The 16,292-nt window shown below is 68.4% G+C and carries 16 protein-coding genes; 10 read left to right on the top strand and 6 right to left on the bottom strand.

All coding sequences use genetic code 11. From position 1 onward, the window contains the following. Window positions 1-205: 205 nt before the first annotated feature. The 3 genes from ACP26O_RS26885 to ACP26O_RS26875 all read left to right on the top strand — a co-directional run bounded on the left by ACP26O_RS26885 (window position 206) and on the right by ACP26O_RS26875 (window position 2,957). On the top strand, window positions 206-430 hold the full coding sequence (locus ACP26O_RS26885) for a hypothetical protein (RefSeq protein ID WP_175662986.1): 225 nt from the start codon (window positions 206-208) through the stop codon (window positions 428-430). A 393-nt stretch (window positions 431-823) separates the two neighbouring features. Continuing rightward, on the top strand, window positions 824-1,828 hold the full coding sequence (locus ACP26O_RS26880; protein ID WP_175662987.1) for a chemotaxis response regulator protein-glutamate methylesterase: 1,005 nt from the start codon (window positions 824-826) through the stop codon (window positions 1,826-1,828). Window positions 1,829-1,883: 55 nt separating this feature from the next. Then, window positions 1,884-2,957 (top strand): diguanylate cyclase domain-containing protein, encoded by a 1,074-nt coding sequence (locus ACP26O_RS26875; RefSeq protein ID WP_175662988.1) that lies wholly within the window; start codon window positions 1,884-1,886, stop codon window positions 2,955-2,957. A 4-nt stretch (window positions 2,958-2,961) separates the two neighbouring features. Here the strand turns inward: ACP26O_RS26875 and ACP26O_RS26870 are convergent, their stop codons facing one another. Next, window positions 2,962-5,211 carry a putative bifunctional diguanylate cyclase/phosphodiesterase gene (locus ACP26O_RS26870; RefSeq protein ID WP_175662989.1) on the bottom strand — a complete coding sequence of 750 codons (2,250 nt, stop codon included), beginning with the start codon at window positions 5,209-5,211 and terminating at the stop codon, window positions 2,962-2,964. 226 nt (window positions 5,212-5,437) lie between these two features. Between ACP26O_RS26870 and ACP26O_RS26865 the strand changes: the two genes are divergently transcribed. After that, window positions 5,438-5,608 (top strand): hypothetical protein, encoded by a 171-nt coding sequence (locus tag ACP26O_RS26865; RefSeq protein WP_175662748.1) that lies wholly within the window; start codon window positions 5,438-5,440, stop codon window positions 5,606-5,608. A gap of 162 nt (window positions 5,609-5,770) precedes the next feature. Continuing rightward, window positions 5,771-6,493, top strand: a complete 723-nt coding sequence (locus tag ACP26O_RS26860; RefSeq protein ID WP_175662990.1) for a haloacid dehalogenase type II — start codon at window positions 5,771-5,773, stop codon at window positions 6,491-6,493. A gap of 25 nt (window positions 6,494-6,518) precedes the next feature. On the opposite strand, the gene ACP26O_RS26855 is transcribed toward ACP26O_RS26860, so the two are convergent. Further along, window positions 6,519-6,794 (bottom strand): hypothetical protein, encoded by a 276-nt coding sequence (locus ACP26O_RS26855; protein WP_175662991.1) that lies wholly within the window; start codon window positions 6,792-6,794, stop codon window positions 6,519-6,521. A gap of 143 nt (window positions 6,795-6,937) precedes the next feature. Further along, complete coding sequence (locus tag ACP26O_RS26850) at window positions 6,938-7,909, bottom strand: LysR family transcriptional regulator (RefSeq protein ID WP_175662992.1); 972 nt, start codon at window positions 7,907-7,909, stop codon at window positions 6,938-6,940. A 144-nt stretch (window positions 7,910-8,053) separates the two neighbouring features. Between ACP26O_RS26850 and ACP26O_RS26845 the strand changes: the two genes are divergently transcribed. From ACP26O_RS26845 to mmsB, 3 genes are all read left to right on the top strand, one after another. Next, on the top strand, window positions 8,054-9,373 hold the full coding sequence (locus ACP26O_RS26845) for an MFS transporter (RefSeq protein WP_175662993.1): 1,320 nt from the start codon (window positions 8,054-8,056) through the stop codon (window positions 9,371-9,373). A gap of 121 nt (window positions 9,374-9,494) precedes the next feature. Continuing rightward, window positions 9,495-11,021 (top strand): CoA-acylating methylmalonate-semialdehyde dehydrogenase, encoded by a 1,527-nt coding sequence (locus ACP26O_RS26840; RefSeq protein WP_012365774.1) that lies wholly within the window; start codon window positions 9,495-9,497, stop codon window positions 11,019-11,021. A 14-nt stretch (window positions 11,022-11,035) separates the two neighbouring features. Further along, a complete protein-coding gene (gene mmsB / locus ACP26O_RS26835) occupies window positions 11,036-11,926 on the top strand; it encodes a 3-hydroxyisobutyrate dehydrogenase (RefSeq protein ID WP_165752853.1) in 891 nt (296 codons plus the stop codon). A gap of 89 nt (window positions 11,927-12,015) precedes the next feature. Here the strand turns inward: mmsB and ACP26O_RS26830 are convergent, their stop codons facing one another. Continuing rightward, window positions 12,016-12,348 carry a hypothetical protein gene (locus ACP26O_RS26830; RefSeq protein WP_105831736.1) on the bottom strand — a complete coding sequence of 111 codons (333 nt, stop codon included), beginning with the start codon at window positions 12,346-12,348 and terminating at the stop codon, window positions 12,016-12,018. A gap of 542 nt (window positions 12,349-12,890) precedes the next feature. On the opposite strand from ACP26O_RS26830, the gene ACP26O_RS26825 reads away from it, so the two are divergent. After that, on the top strand, window positions 12,891-13,652 hold the full coding sequence (locus ACP26O_RS26825) for a DUF4397 domain-containing protein (RefSeq protein ID WP_105831737.1): 762 nt from the start codon (window positions 12,891-12,893) through the stop codon (window positions 13,650-13,652). A 63-nt stretch (window positions 13,653-13,715) separates the two neighbouring features. Here ACP26O_RS26825 and ACP26O_RS26820 read toward each other — a convergent pair whose 3' ends face one another. Together ACP26O_RS26820 and ACP26O_RS26815 are read right to left on the bottom strand one after the other, a co-directional pair. Further along, window positions 13,716-14,270 (bottom strand): DUF3005 domain-containing protein, encoded by a 555-nt coding sequence (locus ACP26O_RS26820; protein WP_175659477.1) that lies wholly within the window; start codon window positions 14,268-14,270, stop codon window positions 13,716-13,718. Window positions 14,271-14,449: 179 nt separating this feature from the next. Beyond that, on the bottom strand, window positions 14,450-14,713 hold the full coding sequence (locus tag ACP26O_RS26815; RefSeq protein ID WP_082089639.1) for a hypothetical protein: 264 nt from the start codon (window positions 14,711-14,713) through the stop codon (window positions 14,450-14,452). Between the two features lie 366 nt (window positions 14,714-15,079). Between ACP26O_RS26815 and ACP26O_RS26810 the strand changes: the two genes are divergently transcribed. Next, entirely contained in the window at window positions 15,080-16,258 is a 1,179-nt protein-coding gene (locus ACP26O_RS26810) for a LysR family transcriptional regulator (RefSeq protein WP_175662994.1), read from the top strand. Window positions 16,259-16,292 lie beyond the last annotated feature (34 nt).

Raw genomic sequence — 16,292 nt, 5'->3', positions numbered from 1 at the left:
AGACTTTATCGATAAAAAGTCGACAATTTGGTGCTTCGGGTAAACGTTGAAACTGGTACGACGGTGCGCCAGCGGTGTGGCGGCGGTGTTTTCAGAGGTGCCGACCGGAACGGCCCGCGCCGCGCGCCCTGCTCCCGCCGCGCATGGCGGAGCGCCGGTACGCCGACTACACTGGAAGGCATTGGCAACGTTGGGGAGAGCCGCCATGATTGACGTATTCCAGACCATCGGCAGCCGTGAGTTCTCCGCTCATCTGGCGAAGGACGGGATGGTGACGCTGATGGAACAACGCCATGAAGTCGACCGCGTGACGCTCGCGACCGCCTATGCCGCGCTCGTGGAAGAATCCGAGCAGGAAGCCGACCTGCTCGACGCGACCATCGAAGGGATGATGCGCGCGCTGATCCAGGGGTACGCGCGCAGCCATTGACGGCGCGGCCGCGCGTCTTCGGCGCGCGGCGGCGTCGCGCAGTACGCCCACCGCGTCGGCGTCGGCATCGGCCGCAAACTTGCGGTAGACAACGCATGCCCGCTCTCGAGTTGTCGATCCGATGCCCCCACCCCAGTCCTCGCGACCGCCGTTTTCCCGTGGCCCGGACGCCAAAAATGCCCGCCCTCCCTAGAGGAAAGGGTCAGAACGGCGCAATGCGCAATTTTTTCGATTGCCGCCGTTCGCGCCGCATGACAGCATGCGGGGCGTTGCCAATCGAAAAGAATTCCGTGCCGTCCGCCCGCCGATACCGTTCGGCCGCGCCGACCCGACACCGCCTTCCATGAACCCGGCCCACCTCCAACACTACGAACCGACCGGAGTATCCCGCTTGTGAACATCGGCATCGTCAACGACCTCCCGCTTGCCGTCGAGGCGATGCGCCGTGCGATCGCGCGCCGGCCCGAGCATCGCGTGCTGTGGGTCGCGACCGACGGCGCGCAGGCCGTCGACATGTGCGCCGCGCAACCGCCCGACGTCGTGCTGATGGACCTGATCATGCCGAAGTGCGACGGGATCGAGGCGACGCGGCGGATCATGCGCTCCGACCGCCCATGCGCGATCCTGATCGTGACGAGTTGCATCGGCGCGAACGCGTGGCGCGTGTTCGAAGCGATGGGCGCCGGCGCGCTCGACGCGGTCGACACGCCCCGCCTCGGCGAAGGCGCGGCCGGCGACACCGCCCGACTCCTGCTCGCGAAAATCGACCAGATCGGCCGGCTGCTCGACGCGCCCGGCGGTGTCCGCACGGCCGGCACGACCACGCGCGCGAGCGGCGGCCCGCTGATCGCGATCGGCGCGTCCGCCGGCGGCCCCGGCGCGCTCGCGTCGATTCTCGGCGGCTTGCCGGCCAACTTCAGCGCGCCGATCGTGATCGTCCAGCACGTCGATCGCGCGTTCGCCGAAGGGATGGCGCAATGGCTCGACGGCCAGACGCCGCTGACCGTGCGCGTCGCGTGCGAAGGCGACCGCCCGCAGCCGGGCGTCGCGCTGCTCGCGGCGACCGACGATCACCTGCGCATCACGCGCGCCGGCACGCTGGAATACACACGCGAACCGGCCGCCACGCCGTACCGGCCGTCGGTCGACGTGTTCTTCAACAGCCTGACCGAGCACTGGCCGGGCCGCGTGATCGGCGTGCTGCTGACCGGCATGGGACGCGACGGCGCGATCGGCCTGAAGGCACTGCGCATGAAGGGCTACCACACGATCGCGCAGGACGAGGCGACCAGCGCCGTCTACGGGATGCCGAAAGCGGCCGCGACGCTCGGCGCGGCACGCGCGATCCTGCCGCTCGAGCGCATCGCGGGCGAGCTGGCGGCCCTCGCGCGGATCTGAGCCCGATGAACTTCCGTCACACCCCACGCGGCCAGGGCGCAACCCGGCATCCATCATGACCAGCGACCTTTCCCGCCCGCCCGGCGGCCTGCACGCGGCGTTCGACGCCGGCCCCACGCCGCACGCCGACGCCCCCGCGATGGTCCTCCTGGTCGACGACCAGACGATCGTCGCGGAAGCCATCCGGCGCGCGCTCGTCGACGAGGACGGCATCGACTTCCACTACTGCCCGCGCTCGGACGACGCGCTGGCGACCGCGATCGAGACGCGGCCGACGGTGATCCTGCAGGATCTCGTGATGCCCGGCACCGACGGGCTCACCCTCGTGAAGGCGTATCGCGCGAATCCCGCGATGCGCGACGTGCCGATCATCGTGCTGTCGACGCAGGAAGAGCCGGTGGTGAAGAGCGCCGCGTTCGCGGCCGGCGCGAACGACTACCTCGTGAAACTGCCCGACCGCATCGAGCTGGTCGCGCGGATCCGCTATCACTCGCGCTCGTACATGAGCCTGCTGCAACGCGACGAGGCTTATCGCGCGCTGCGGCAATCGCAGCAGCAACTGCTCGAGGCCAATCTCGAACTGCGGCGCCTCACGCATTCGGACGGCCTGACCGGGCTGTCGAACCGGCGCTATCTCGACGAATATCTGGCGGCCGAATGGCGGCGCGGCGCGCGCGAGCGCAGCGAGCTGTCACTGCTGATGATCGACGTCGACAACTTCAAGCTGTACAACGACACGTACGGCCACGTATCGGGCGACAGCGTGCTCAAGCAGGTCGCGTCGACCATCGAGCGCTGTCTCGGGCAGTCCGGCGATCTCGCCGCGCGGTTCGGCGGCGAGGAGTTCGCGGTCGTGATGCCGGCCACGTCGCCGGGCGCCGCGCGGCTGCTCGGCGAGAAGATCCGCCTCGCGATCGAGGGGCTGCGGCTCGAACACGCGCACTCGTCGACGGGCCGCTACGTGACGATCAGCATCGGCGGCGCGAGCATCGTGCCGGCCGCCGGCGTGCCGACGACGTCGCTGATCGAGGCGGCCGATCGCGCGCTGTATCGCGCGAAGCACGACGGCAAGAATCGCGTGGAAATCGATGCGCCGCCCGCGCGTCCTCCCGGCGGCGGTTTCGCTTGAGCGCCTATATGGTGACGAGCCGGCGCGCGTAGTCGGCCGGATCGAGCGGCCGGCCGAACAGGTAGCCCTGCTGCATGTCGCAGCCGATCTGCTGCAGGAACCACGACTGCGCCTCGGTCTCGACGCCTTCCGCGGTGACCTTCATCCCGAGCGAATGCGCCATCGCGACGACGGCCTGCGTGATCGCGACCGAGTCGCGATGATCGGGCACGCCCGACACGAACGAACGGTCGACCTTCAGGTTATGCAGCGGAAACCGCTTCAGGTACGCGAGCGACGAATAGCCGGTGCCGAAATCGTCGACCGAGATCCGCACGTTCATGTCCGTGAGCGCCTCGAGCATCGGCAGCACGGTGTCCGTGTCGTTCATCAGCAGTCCTTCGGTAATCTCCAGCTCGAGCGCGCCCGGGTCGAGCTGCGTCTGCGCGAGGCAGCGGCCGACCGACTCGACGAGGCCCTCGTGGAACTGCCGCGGCGACAGGTTGACCGCCAGCATCAGGTCGGGCGCGATCGTGCGCCGCCATTCGGCGGCCTGCCGGCAGGCCGTTTCGAGCACCCACTGGCCGATCGCCACGATCAGCCCCGTGTCTTCCGCGACCGGAATGAATTCCGTCGGCGACATCGGCCCCAGCTCGGGGCTGGTCCAGCGCAGCAGCGCTTCGGCGCCGACGGTGCGGCCGCTGCGCGCGTCGACGACCGGCTGGTAGGCGAGCCGCAGCGCGTCCGACGAAATCGCGCGGCGCAGCGACTGCTCGATCGCGAAGCGGCGCTGCAGGCGCAGATTCAGTTGCGCGGTGAAGAACGTGAAGTGGTTGCGGCCGCGCTGCTTCGCGTCGTACATCGCGGAGTCGGCGTTGCGCATCAGCGTGACCGCATCGTCGCCGTCGCGCGGCGCGACGCTGATCCCGATCGACACGCCGAGCCAGTACTCGTTGTTCGCGATCGCGAACGGTTTCGCGATCGTGTCGATCACCTCGCGCGCGAGCGCGGACAGTTCGTCGGGATCGTCGCATTGGTCGACGAGGATCACGAACTCGTCGCCGCCGACGCGCGTGAGCGCATGGCGCCCGTCTGCGCAGGCCGCGAGGCGCGCCGCGACGCTGCGCAGCAGCGCGTCGCCGGCGTCGTGGCCGGCCGTGTCGTTGACCTTCTTGAATCCGACGAGATCGATGAACAGGATCGCGACGCGCGCGGGCCCGGCCGCCGCATCGTGCGTGCCGAACAGCTCGCGCATCCGCTCGGAGAGCCAGCGCCGGTTGTAGAGGCCCGTGAGCGCGTCGCGCGTCGCCAGGTAGCGCAGTTGCTGCTGCGCTTCGCGCACGGGGCCGATGTCGTGAAACGACACGAGCACCGACTCGGGCCGCGTCTCGCCCGGCTTCACGATCGGCACCGCGTTGCCGCGCACCCAGATGATGTCGCCGTCCGCGAGCCCGAAGCCGACCGAGTAGTCGAGCAGCGGCGTGGCCGTGGTGAACGCGAGCCGGCTCGGCCAATCGTCGGGCGCGATCGGCGTGCCGTCCTCGCGCAGCTTGTACAGGATCACGCTCGACAGCCGGCGCCCGACGAGCTCGCCCTTCACGCGCATCATCCGATTCGCGCTCGGATTGCTCGCGATCACCACGCCGTCGGGCGACAACATGAGGATCCCTTCGTTCAGGCTGTTGACGACCAGACGGTGTTGCTCCTCGCTGTGCACGAGCTGGCGAGCGATCGAGTCCTGGTGCACCGCGAGGCCGACGCTGTTGCCGATATCGCGCAGCAGGTCGGTTTCCGTGTCGCTGGGCCGCCGCGGCGCGCGGTGATAGACGGCGAACGCGCCGAGCACGGTGCCCGTCTCGTCCAGGAACGGCACCGACCAGCACGCGCGCAGGCCGAGCGGCAGCGCGAACGCCCGATAGTCGGCCCACAACGGATCGGTTTCGATGTCTTCGACGGCGATCATCCGGCGCTCGTACATCGCGGTGCCGCACGAGCCCGCGGCGGGCCCGATCGTTGCGCCTTCGATCGCGGCGCTGTACTGGGCCGGCAGCGACGGCGCGGCGCCGACGTGCACATGCACGCCGTCCGCGTCGAGCAGCAGGATCGTGCACGACGCGCCTTCGCCGAGCAGCGCCTCGGCGCGCCGGCAGACCTCGACGAGCAGTTCCGGCAGCGGTGTGTTGCGCGTGATCAGCCTCAGCACGCTTTGCTCGGACGCGAGGACTTCCGCCGCGAGGCCGAGACTGTATCGAGAACTTTGCGGTTCGGTATTCAAGTGAATCCTGCCGTCAGTTCGATCGGGTTCTGATGCGCCCGATTCGTTAGCGGTCCTGCGTGCCGTTTATCGCTCCGGGTTTACGTGAACCCGATGCGTCCCCATGGGCGCGCGCCGGAACGCGCACCAAAGTACATTTAACACCAATCCGTGACAATCGGCGCACCCCTTTCATCAGGGGTTACGCTCGGTTGGCCACCGGTTCGCCGAAAGGTTGCTGCAGCGCATGAAGGATACGCCCCGTTGCTTCGACAACGAACCGACAGATTGCGAACTGCTGGTCGCGATGAACGGCCGCCGGAACGACCTGATTGCAAGCGAACTCGACGACGACAGCCCGGACGTGATGCCGATTCGCGACGGGACGGTGCAGGTGCGGATCAGAAAGTGGCATTGACGGCGGAAAGCAAATCGCGCGCCACGCTGCCGGGCGGTTGCGCATGACGACCTGCCAGACCGCCTTTCCGTATCCGTGATTCAATGTCGATCGAACCGGCGCCGCGCAATCCGCGCGGCACGGCGATGCGTACCCTCATCGACCGACCTTCACTGGATCACCATGACGAACCCTGCCGACATCAAGGCGCTCGTTTTCGACGTGTTCGGAACGATCGTCGACTGGAGAAACGGTGTCGCGCGCGAAGCCGCCGCGTTCCTGGCGCGCCATGCGGCGGATCTCGACCCGTTCGAATTCGCCGACGCGTGGCGGCGCGAATATTCGCCGTCGATGGAAGAAATCCGCAGCGGACGCAGGCGCTACGTGCGACTCGACGTGCTGCATCGCGAGAACCTCGTGCGCACCCTCGACCGCTACGGCATCGACGGCGCGCCCGATGACGAGATCGACGCGCTCAACCTCGCGTGGCACCGGCTCGATCCGTGGCCCGATTCCGTCGCGGCGCTGCAGCGGCTGAAGCAGCGCTACGTGATCGCGCCGCTGTCGAACGGCAACATCCGGCTGATGATCGACGTCGCGAAGCACGGCGGCCTGCCGTGGGACGCGATTCTCGGCGCGGAAGTCGCGCACGCGTACAAGCCGTCGCCGAAGGTCTATACCGATGCGGTCGAGATTCTCGGCGTCGCGCCGGCCGAGGTGTGCCTGGTCGCCGCGCACAACGGCGATCTCGCCGCCGCGCGGCAATTCGGGCTGGCGACCGCGTTCGTGCTGCGGCCGACCGAACACGGGCCGAACCAGACGACCGACCTGCAAGCGGACGACGCGTGGGACTTCGACGTCAGGGATCTGAACGAACTCGCGGACCGGCTCGGGTGTCCGGGTTGACGCCCACGCGCGCCCGAACGGGCGGTCACGACGTAAACGTGCAGGTCGTCACTTCGGCCCGGTTGCGTTCGTTGTTGTAGCTGATCGTCGTGATCGGATTGGCGTCGTCGAACCACGTCGGCTCGCGTGTCGCGACTTCAAGCACGAAGGGCTGGTTGGCAAACGCGGTCTGTTGCTTCACGCTCGTGATCTTCATGCTGACGCGGCCCATGCTGCCGCTGCCGGTGATGATCTGCCCGACCGCGAGCCCCGTCGGATCGGTATTCGCCGCGACGATCAGGATTGCTGTTTTCTTCTTCATTGCACACCTCCGGATGACAGGACATGCGGGACGCCGGGACGCCAGATGCGCGCCCGCCCCGCGAAGCCACTATGTCAAACCGGTACGCGGCGCGAAATCCATCGATCGACACGGGACGGGACGCCCGTGACGCATTGATTCGCTCACGGCGTGCCGTCCGAGTTCTCCCCGACAAACCGCAACACCCCCGCCTCCCCCATCAGCAACGCCCGGTTCGCATCCGCCGCCGCGCGCAGGTAATCCCACAGCGCCGTCACCCGCCGCAGCTTGCGCAGATCCTCGCGACAGGTCAGCCAGAAGCACCGCGTGACCACCACGTCGTCCGGCAGCACCGGCACCAGCGCCGGCTGCGTGGCCGCCATGAAGCACGGCAGGATCGCGAGCGCGCCGCCCTGCAGCGCCGCGAACACCTGCGCGATCACGCTCGTCGTGCGCAACCCGGCCGTCGCGCCGGGCACCGCCCGCTCCAGATACAGCAGCTCGCTGCTGAACGCGAGATCGTCGACGTAGCTGACGAACGCATGCCGCGCGAGATCGTCGGTGCAGGTGATCGGCGCATGGTTCGCCAGATAGTCGCGCGTCGCGTAGAGCCGCAACTGGTAGTCGCACAGCTTCGTGACCACGTAAGGCCCGCGTTCGGGCCGCTCGAGCGTGATCGCCAGATCGGCCTCGCGCTTCGGCAGGTTGACGAAATGCGGGACGGGCAGCAGATCGACCGTCACATGCGGATGCGCGACGCGAAACCGCGCGAGCTGCGGCGCAAGAAAGAAGCAGCCAAACCCTTCGGTCGACCCGATCCGCACGTGGCCCGACAGCGCGCCGCCGGTGTTCGCGACCTGGTCGCACGCGGATTGCACGGTCGTCTCCATCGCATCCGCATACGCGACGAGCCGCTGCCCCTCGGCCGTCAGCGTGAAGCCGCCGGAGCGCGACTTGTCGAACAGCAGCGTGCCCATCGCGGCCTCGAGCGCGCGAATGCGCCGCGCGACGGTCGTGTAGTCGACGCCGAGCCGCTTCGCCGCGCCGCTCGCGCGCTGCGTGCGCGCGACTTCGAGGAAGAAGCGCAGGTCGTCCCAGTTCAGGTTGCCGGAAACCGGCTCGGGGGTGTGTCGCATCGGCAGGCGTCTCCAGGCCGGCCGTCGATATGCAGAAATGCATATCCAACCGGTTTTCTTGTCGGTACATCATGGATCAGCGCATAACTATACTCGACCGTGACCTGCGGACCATGAGCCGCGGGCATCCAATACGGAGACACCATGCAGACCCGATCCACCCTCGATGAGCATGCAAGCGTCGCGACGCCGGCGCCCGCCCGCACCGCGCGGCATTACCTGCTGGCCGGCTGGGCCAGCATGGCCGGCACGACGATCGAGTGGTACGACTTCTTCCTCTACGGCACCGCCGCCGCGCTCGTATTCAACCGCATCTTCTTTCCGTCGCTGGACCCCGTCGTCGGCACGCTCGCCGCGTTCGGCACGTTCGCGGTCGGCTTCATCGGGCGGCCGATGGGCGGCATCGTGTTCGGCCACTTCGGCGACCGCATCGGGCGCAAGTCGATGCTGATGATCACGCTGCTGCTGATGGGCGTGCCGAGCATGATCATCGGGCTGATCCCGTCGTACGACAGCATCGGCTACTGGGCCGCCGCGCTGCTGATCGCGATGCGCTTCCTGCAGGGGATGGCGGTCGGCGGCGAATGGGGCGGCGCGGTGCTGATGGCCGTCGAGCATGCGCCGAAGGGCCGCAAGGGGCTGTTCGGCAGCCTGCCGCAGACGGGCGTCGGGCTCGGGCTGATCCTGTCGTCGGTCGCGATGGCCGCGGTGGCCGCGCTGCCGGACGCCGACATGCTGTCGTGGGGCTGGCGCGTGCCGTTCCTCGCGAGCATCGCGCTGGTCGGCCTCGGCTGGTTCATCCGCGCGAAGGTGCCGGAGTCGCCGGACTTCGAGAAGATGCAGCGTCAGGGCAAGGCGGAGAAGTCGCCGGTGACGGCCGCGCTGCGCCGCCATCCGCGCGAAGTGCTGACGATCGTCGGCGCGCGCGCCGCCGAGAACACCTGGTTCTACATGGTCGTCACGTTCGCCCTCGCGTATGCGACGCAGCAGCTGCATCTGCCGAAGGCCGAGATGCTGCACGCGATCACGGCCGGCGCGGCGCTGTCGCTCGTCACGATGCCGCTATGCGGGCATCTCAGCGACCGCATCGGCCAGCGCCGGATGTTCGCGATCGGCCTCGTGCTGATGTGCGCGTTCGCCGCGCCGTTCTTCATGATGCTCGGCACGCAGCAGACGTCGACCGCATGGTGGGCAATCGTGCTCGGCCTCGGCGTCGTGTTCCCGATTCTTTATGCGCCGGAGGCGCTGCTGTTCGCGCAGCAGTTCCCGGCGGAAATCCGCTACAGCGGCATCTCTCTGTCGGTGCAGCTCGCCGGCGTGATCGGCGGCGGCTTCGCGCCGATGATCGCGACGTCACTGCTCAAGGCCGGCGGCGGCCAGCCGCACTACGTGATCGCGTACCTCGTGGGCTTCGGCGTGTTCGCGCTCGCGTGTACCGCGCTGATGCGTCCGGCACGCGCGTGAGCGCATCGAAACACCGCCCGCATTGACCCGATTCCTGTTCGACCTGTCGTCCGCCGCGGCTGCACGCGCGACGGACGCGGGCCACCGTTTTTCCTCGCACCATCGTTTCCCGGAGAATTCCATGAACGCCGCAGTTCCCCAGACCACCCTCGCCCTGCCCACCGCCAAGCTGCTGATCGACGGCGCGTTCGTCGATTCGCAAAGCGCCGAATGGGGCGACATCGTCAACCCCGCGACGCAGGAAGTGATCGGCCGCGTGCCGTACGCGACGCTCGACGAGGTCGATGCCGCGATCGCGTCCGCGCAGCGCGCGTTCCAGACCTGGAAGACGACGCCGATCGGCGCGCGGCTGCGCATCATGCTGAAATTCCAGGACCTGGTGCGCCGCAATCTCGAACGGATCGCGCACACGCTGACGGCCGAGCAAGGCAAGACGCTGCCCGACGCGCAGGGCGACATCTTCCGCGGCCTCGAAGTGGTCGAGCACGCATGCTCGATCGGCACGCTGCAGCAAGGCGAGTTCGCGGAGAACGTCGCGGGCGGCGTCGACACCTACACGCTGCGCCAGCCGATCGGCGTGTGCGCGGGCATCACGCCGTTCAACTTCCCCGCGATGATCCCGCTGTGGATGTTCCCGATGGCGATCGTGTGCGGCAACACGTTCGTGCTGAAGCCGTCCGAACAGGACCCGCTGTCGACGATGCAGCTCGTCGAACTCGCGATCGAGGCCGGCGTGCCGCAGGGCGTGCTGAACGTCGTGCACGGCGGCAAGACGGTGGTCGACCGTCTCTGCACGCACCCGGACATCAAGGCGATCTCGTTCGTCGGCTCGACCCGCGTCGGCACGCACGTGTACAACCTCGGCAGCCAGCACGGCAAGCGCGTGCAGTCGATGATGGGCGCGAAGAACCATGCGGTCGTGCTACCCGATGCGCACCGCGAGCAGGCGATCAACGCGCTCGTCGGCGCGGGCTTCGGCGCGGCGGGCCAGCGCTGCATGGCGACCTCGGTCGTCGTGCTGGTCGGCCGCGCGCGCGACTGGCTGCCCGATCTGGTCGAAAAGGCGAAGGCGCTGAAGGTGAACGCGGGCGCCGAAGCCGGCACGGATGTCGGGCCGGTCGTGTCGAAGGCGGCGAAGGCGCGCGTCCTGTCGCTGATCGACGCCGGCGTGAAGGAAGGCGCGACGCTGTTGCTCGACGGCCGCGACGTGAAGGTGCCCGGCTACGAGCAGGGCAACTTCGTCGGCCCGACGATCTTCTCGGGCGTGACGACCGACATGTCGATCTATCAGGAAGAAATCTTCGGGCCGGTGGTGGTCGTGCTCGAAGCCGACACGCTCGACGACGCGATCGCGCTCGTCAACGCGAACCCGATGGGCAATGGCGTCGGCCTGTTCACGCAGAGCGGCGCGGCCGCGCGCAAGTTCCAGAGCGAGATCGACGTCGGCCAGGTCGGCATCAACATTCCGATCCCGGTGCCGGTGCCCTACTTCAGCTTCACCGGCTCGCGCGGCTCGAAGCTCGGCGATCTCGGCCCGTACGGCAAGCAGGTCGTGCAGTTCTACACGCAGACGAAGACGGTCACCGCGCGCTGGTTCGACGACGACGCGACGGCCGGCGGCGTGAACACGACGATCGCGCTGCGCTGAGCTGGAGCCCGCACATGGAAATCGCATTCATCGGACTCGGCAACATGGGCGGCCCGATGGCCGCCAACCTGCTCAAGGCCGGCCACGCGCTGACGGTGTTCGACCTCGACGCAAACGCGGTCGACGCCGCGGTGCGTGCGGGCGCGACGGCCGCCGCGTCGCCGCGTGACGCGGCCGCACGCGCGTCGCTGGTCATCACGATGCTGCCGGCCGCGCAGCACGTGCGCGCGGTCTATCTCGGCGACGACGGCGTGCTGGCCGGCGCGCGCGCCGGCGCAACCTTCGTCGACTGCAGCACGATCGACCCGGACACCGTGCGCGCGGTGGCCGACGCCGCCGCGCAGCGCGACTTTCCGCTGGCCGACGCACCCGTGTCGGGCGGCACCGGCGGCGCGCAAGCCGGCACGCTGACCTTCATGGTCGGCGCGCCGGCCGCGCTGTTCGAGCGCATTCGTCCGGTGCTGCTCGACATGGGGAAGAACGTCGTGCATTGCGGCGGCACGGGCACCGGGCAGATCGCGAAGATCTGCAACAACCTGCTGCTCGGGATCTCGATGATGGGCGTGTCGGAAGCGATGGCGCTCGGCGCCGCGCTCGGCATCGATCCGGCCGTGCTGGCCGGCATCATCAACACGTCGACCGGCCGCTGCTGGAGCTCGGATACGTACAACCCGTACCCGGGCGTGAACGACGCGGCGCCCGCCGCGCGCGGCTATGCCGGCGGTTTCGCCGCGAACCTGATGCTGAAGGATCTCGGGCTCGCGACCGAAGCCGCGCGCAGCGCACGGCAGCCGGTGTGGATGGGTGCGCTCGCGCAGCAGCTCTATCAATCGATGAGCCAGCAGGGGCTCGGCGCGCTCGACTTCTCCGCGTGCGTGAAGCTGTACGAGGCAAAACCCGCGTAACGCGATCGCCGGACGTGTGCCGACCCGCGATGCCCGCCAACGGCATCGCGGGTCGTTTCACATTGGGAGCCGCACGGGCGGTGCGGCGCTTACCCGCGCGGGTTCGACGCGGTCTCGAAGGTCGGGTGGCACTCGAACGCAAGTTCGGAGCGCGCGTCGACGCGGCGGCCGGCGGTCAGCTGCTCTTGCCGCAGGCTCGCGCGCATGCCGCGCTGCGTGCAGTAGTTGGTCGCTTCGCTGACCGCTTTTTCATGGGCGTCGGCCCACGTCGTCGACACGCCGAGCGTGCGGGTCGTCACGGTGAAGACATTCGGGTTCGACGTCGTGGTCACGTCGGAAGCGGTCGAACAGGCGGCGAGCAAGCATGAAGCAGCCGCGATGGTCAACCATCGGAGGGATCGAAAAGGGTCGGGAATGGGCATGGGGGGCAAGCGCACGTCGGTTCGACGGCATTGAGCAATATAGGCGACAGTATGCCTGCCCGATCGCCGGAGATCATGCCCTTTTGAGTGAACACATTGTTTCGAATGGTTAAACTATGTGCCGCTGGCGGCAAGTTTTACGGCGCCTGGGGCGCTCGGCGTTGGCCGGTGTGTCGCTTTTCCCGATCGCCGCCCTCGGTTTCGGGCCACCGCGCGCCAAACGCTTTTCCGTCAAACACGCGTCGACGCCAGCATCCGCAGGTTGCGCCGCCAAGCTGCCGTTTTTTACAAGCACGGCGCCGCCCGCCCGGGCAATCACGCCCGGCATGCAACTGCATCCGCACGCCGCGCAACCGCCGCACAACAAGCGCCGCACCGACGCCACCGCGCTCCAAAACCGTGCAGGCACATCCCTTGCGACATCAAGGCGCCCGCCGCCCCGGCGGACGGCAATCCTTGCTCAATCGGCGCTGCGCCCCGCACGACTCTCTTCGTGCGGCGGCGTCGCATCGCAAGCAGATTCCCTGAACGAGAGGACGATAATGAAATCCATTCGAACGATAGTGGCCCTGTGCTCGGTCATTTCCGTACTCGCGGCATGCGGCGGCGGCGACGACGTCGGCACCGAACTCGGCATCTCCAAACCGCAGGCACGTTTCATCAACGCAGTGCCGGCCGGCCCGAATCTCGACTACTACCTGAACGCGAAAGTCGACGCGTCAGGCATCGCCTACAAGGGCGTGACCCGCTATCACGACATCGACTCCGGCACGCAGACCGCCAGCTACGACGTATCGGGAACGACCAGGACCATCGCGTCGCAGTCGTTCAGCGCGGCGAACGGTCATCACTACACGACCATTGCATTGCCGAGCACGTCGTCGGCAATTTCGCTGATCGACGATCCCTTCGACAAGAAGCTGCTGTCCGACAAGGCGCGCGTGCGTAGCTTCAATGCGTCGCCGAACGCGCAGAACGTCGACGTCTACGTGGTCCCTCCGGGCACCGACATCACGGCACAAAGCCCGACGCTGGCCGGTGCGGCCTACCAGAATGCGGTGCCGGCATCCGGACAGGATTCCGTCTATCTGAACGGCGGCACGTACCAGGTGATCGTCACGACGGCAGGCAGCAAGACGCCGATCCTGAAGACCCCGCCCGTCGCGCTCAACAACAACGCCGACTGGCTGCTGCTGACGATTCCGGCCGGCGGCATTAGCGACGTGATACCCAACGACGTTCACGTGCTCGTTGCGCAAGGCAACGATGCGGACACGTCCGCGCAGGAACTCGGCCCGCAATAAGGGCATGCGGTAAGCTCACGGCGGACCGCCTCCTGGCGGTCCGCCGAAGCAACGATCGCAACGTCAGCCGATCCGCTCGAAACAGATCACATGTTCGGCCCGCGCGCCGACGCCATGCTGGACCTCCACCTCCACGTCGCCGACATACCGGACGCGCCAGCCCGGCCGCGTCCCGATCAATGGCACATTGCCGCCCGGCCGGCTCTCGATGCCGCCGAGCCCTTCGTCGGGCGTGATGACAGCGTCGTCGAGCGACGCATTCGAGTAAATCACGTTGTCGTGCCACTCGGTCGCGCCGGCGGCAGCCTCCAGGCCCTTGCCGTCCACGTCGACCGTGTTGTCGGTCCTCGCCATGTTCGCGTTGTCGAGCGTGACGATCCGGCCGGCGGCGCGCCGCACCGGGTCGCCGCTGTCGACCGCATGGGCATCGACGTCGATCGGCGGCAGGCCGGTCGGCATTTTCGCCGCGACCGTCTCGGGCGTCAGCGGCCGCTTCGCCACTTCCGCGGCCTGGGTCGACGCATCGGGCATGTCGCCGGCCGCCGGCGTCTTCACCGGGCTCTTCGCGATCTGTTCGCGCTGCTTTTCGGGGGTTGAATTCGATTCCGCGTTCTGCATCGCACCTCCTGTTCCGGACGGCGTGCGCCGGCGTGATACGAGCGGCGCCGGTCCGGGAATCACTACAACGGTCCTTGCAAATCTTTCACGCGCAGGGCGTCGCACGCGTGCGCCGTGCGACGCACGTGCCGAGCCGGCACGTCGCCGCGGCAGGGCCGGACGACGCCCGCTGTCGCGTGTCAGCCGCCGCTCGCGCCCGCCGGCGCGGATGCCGCGCCCGGCATGCTCGCCGCGTCGACGCCGCTGCCGGCCGTGCCGCTGCTCGGCATGCCCGACGGCGCGGTGGACGGCGCCGGCGCCATGCCGCCCGTGGCGCTCGAACTCGCACCGGTGCCGGTGTCGGTCTCGCTCTTCTTCTGACAGCCCGCACCCGCCGCCAGGCCGGCGATCAGGATGCCGGCGAAGACGGCTCGCGATACGTAACGAATGGAATATCGCTGCATGACACCTCCGCTGATGTCGATTGAATGGAAGCGGGGGGCGCGCAATCCGCGTGCCGGACGCCGGCGCGCCGATACTCGTCCCGCCCCATTCATTTTCCAACTGACGGCCAGACGAATATTTAATTTCCCATCGTCGCGGCGCCGACCCATACTCGCCAGCAAATCCGACACATAACGTCCACGGTGGCCGAGCCCCGCGCTGCGTGCACACGCTGCCGGTTCGCGCCGCCGAACATGGAAGGAGACAACGCGTGCGACTGGAAGCCATCCATCGGCCCGGGATCGATCGGCGCGGACGCCCGCCGCGTCCGAGACGGATCGTCGGGCACCTTCGTCAAATGACGGGCCGCGGGCGCGCGTAGCGACATGCGGGATGCACCGGAGCCGCACGGCCTGCCCCGCGACGCGTCCGACGCAACGGGCGCGCTCGACGTACTGGACGCGCGGCTGATGCGCATCCTGCTCGTGCTGCTCACCGAGCGCACCGTGTCGCGCGCGGCCGTGCGGCTGAACATGTCGCAGCCGGCGACGAGCGCCGCGCTCAAGCGGCTGCGCACGCTGCTCGGCGATCCGCTGCTGGTGCGCAGCCGCTACGGCATGGTGCCGACCGAGTTCGGCGCGCGGCTGATCGAGCCGCTGCGCAATGCGCTGCGCGTGATCGACTTCATCCGCATCCAGCAGCCGACCTTCGACGCGCGCACCTCCGTGCGCACCTACCGGATCGGCTGCCCCGATTATCTGAACGTGCTGTTCGTGCCGAAGCTCGTCGCGCTGTTCCGCGAACGCGCGCCGAACGCGCAGCTCGTGTTCCATCCGCTCGGCGACGGTTTCGACGACGAACGTGCGCTCGCCGACGGCGAACTCGACGTCGTGATCGACAATCGCCCTGCCCGTTCGTCGCGGTTCCGGCAGGACGATCTGTTCGACGATCGCGTCGTGTGCCTGATGCGCGCGACGCATCCGCTCGCGCGGCGCGGCGCGATGACGGCCGCCGAATTCGCGCAGGCGGCGCAGCTGTGCCCGACGCCGTCGTGGCTCGAAGCGTCCGGCGCGATCGATCTGCAGCTCGAACGCGTCGGCCTGCAGCGGCGGATCGTCGTCACGCTCCCGCATTTCGAACTCGCCGCGCATGCGCTCGTGCGCTCCGACCTGATCCTGACCACCACGTATCGGCTCGCGCGCCACTACGCGAAGCTGCTGCCGCTCGGCGCGGTCGCGCTGCCGGCCGAGCCGCCGGACATCGTGTACCGGATGACGTGGAACGAGTCGGGGCCGTGCGTCGACGGCGTGCGGTGGCTGCGCACGTTGATCGCCGAAGCGACGCGCGGCTGGCTCGATGTGGAAGCTGCGCTGCCGGATGTCACGGCGGTTGCCGCGAGCGTGGGCGCGGACGGGAACGCGCGAACGGTTGCGCCGGTGGTCGACGAGCCGCCCGAGCCCACCCGACGCGTCCGCCGGCGGCAGGCGACGCATTGCGGCACCTCGCAGCGGCCGCACCCCGCGCGCGCGGCGCGCATCCATCGGATCGCGACGAAGTCGCACTGAGTCCCGCTGAAATCGCGCGCGGCGCGCCGGCGCG

The organism is Burkholderia sp. R-40 (assembly GCF_049942845.1).
Classification (GTDB): Bacteria; Pseudomonadota; Gammaproteobacteria; order Burkholderiales; family Burkholderiaceae; genus Burkholderia; species Burkholderia ambifaria.
This window is presented reverse-complemented; position numbering and strand designations above follow the sequence as displayed.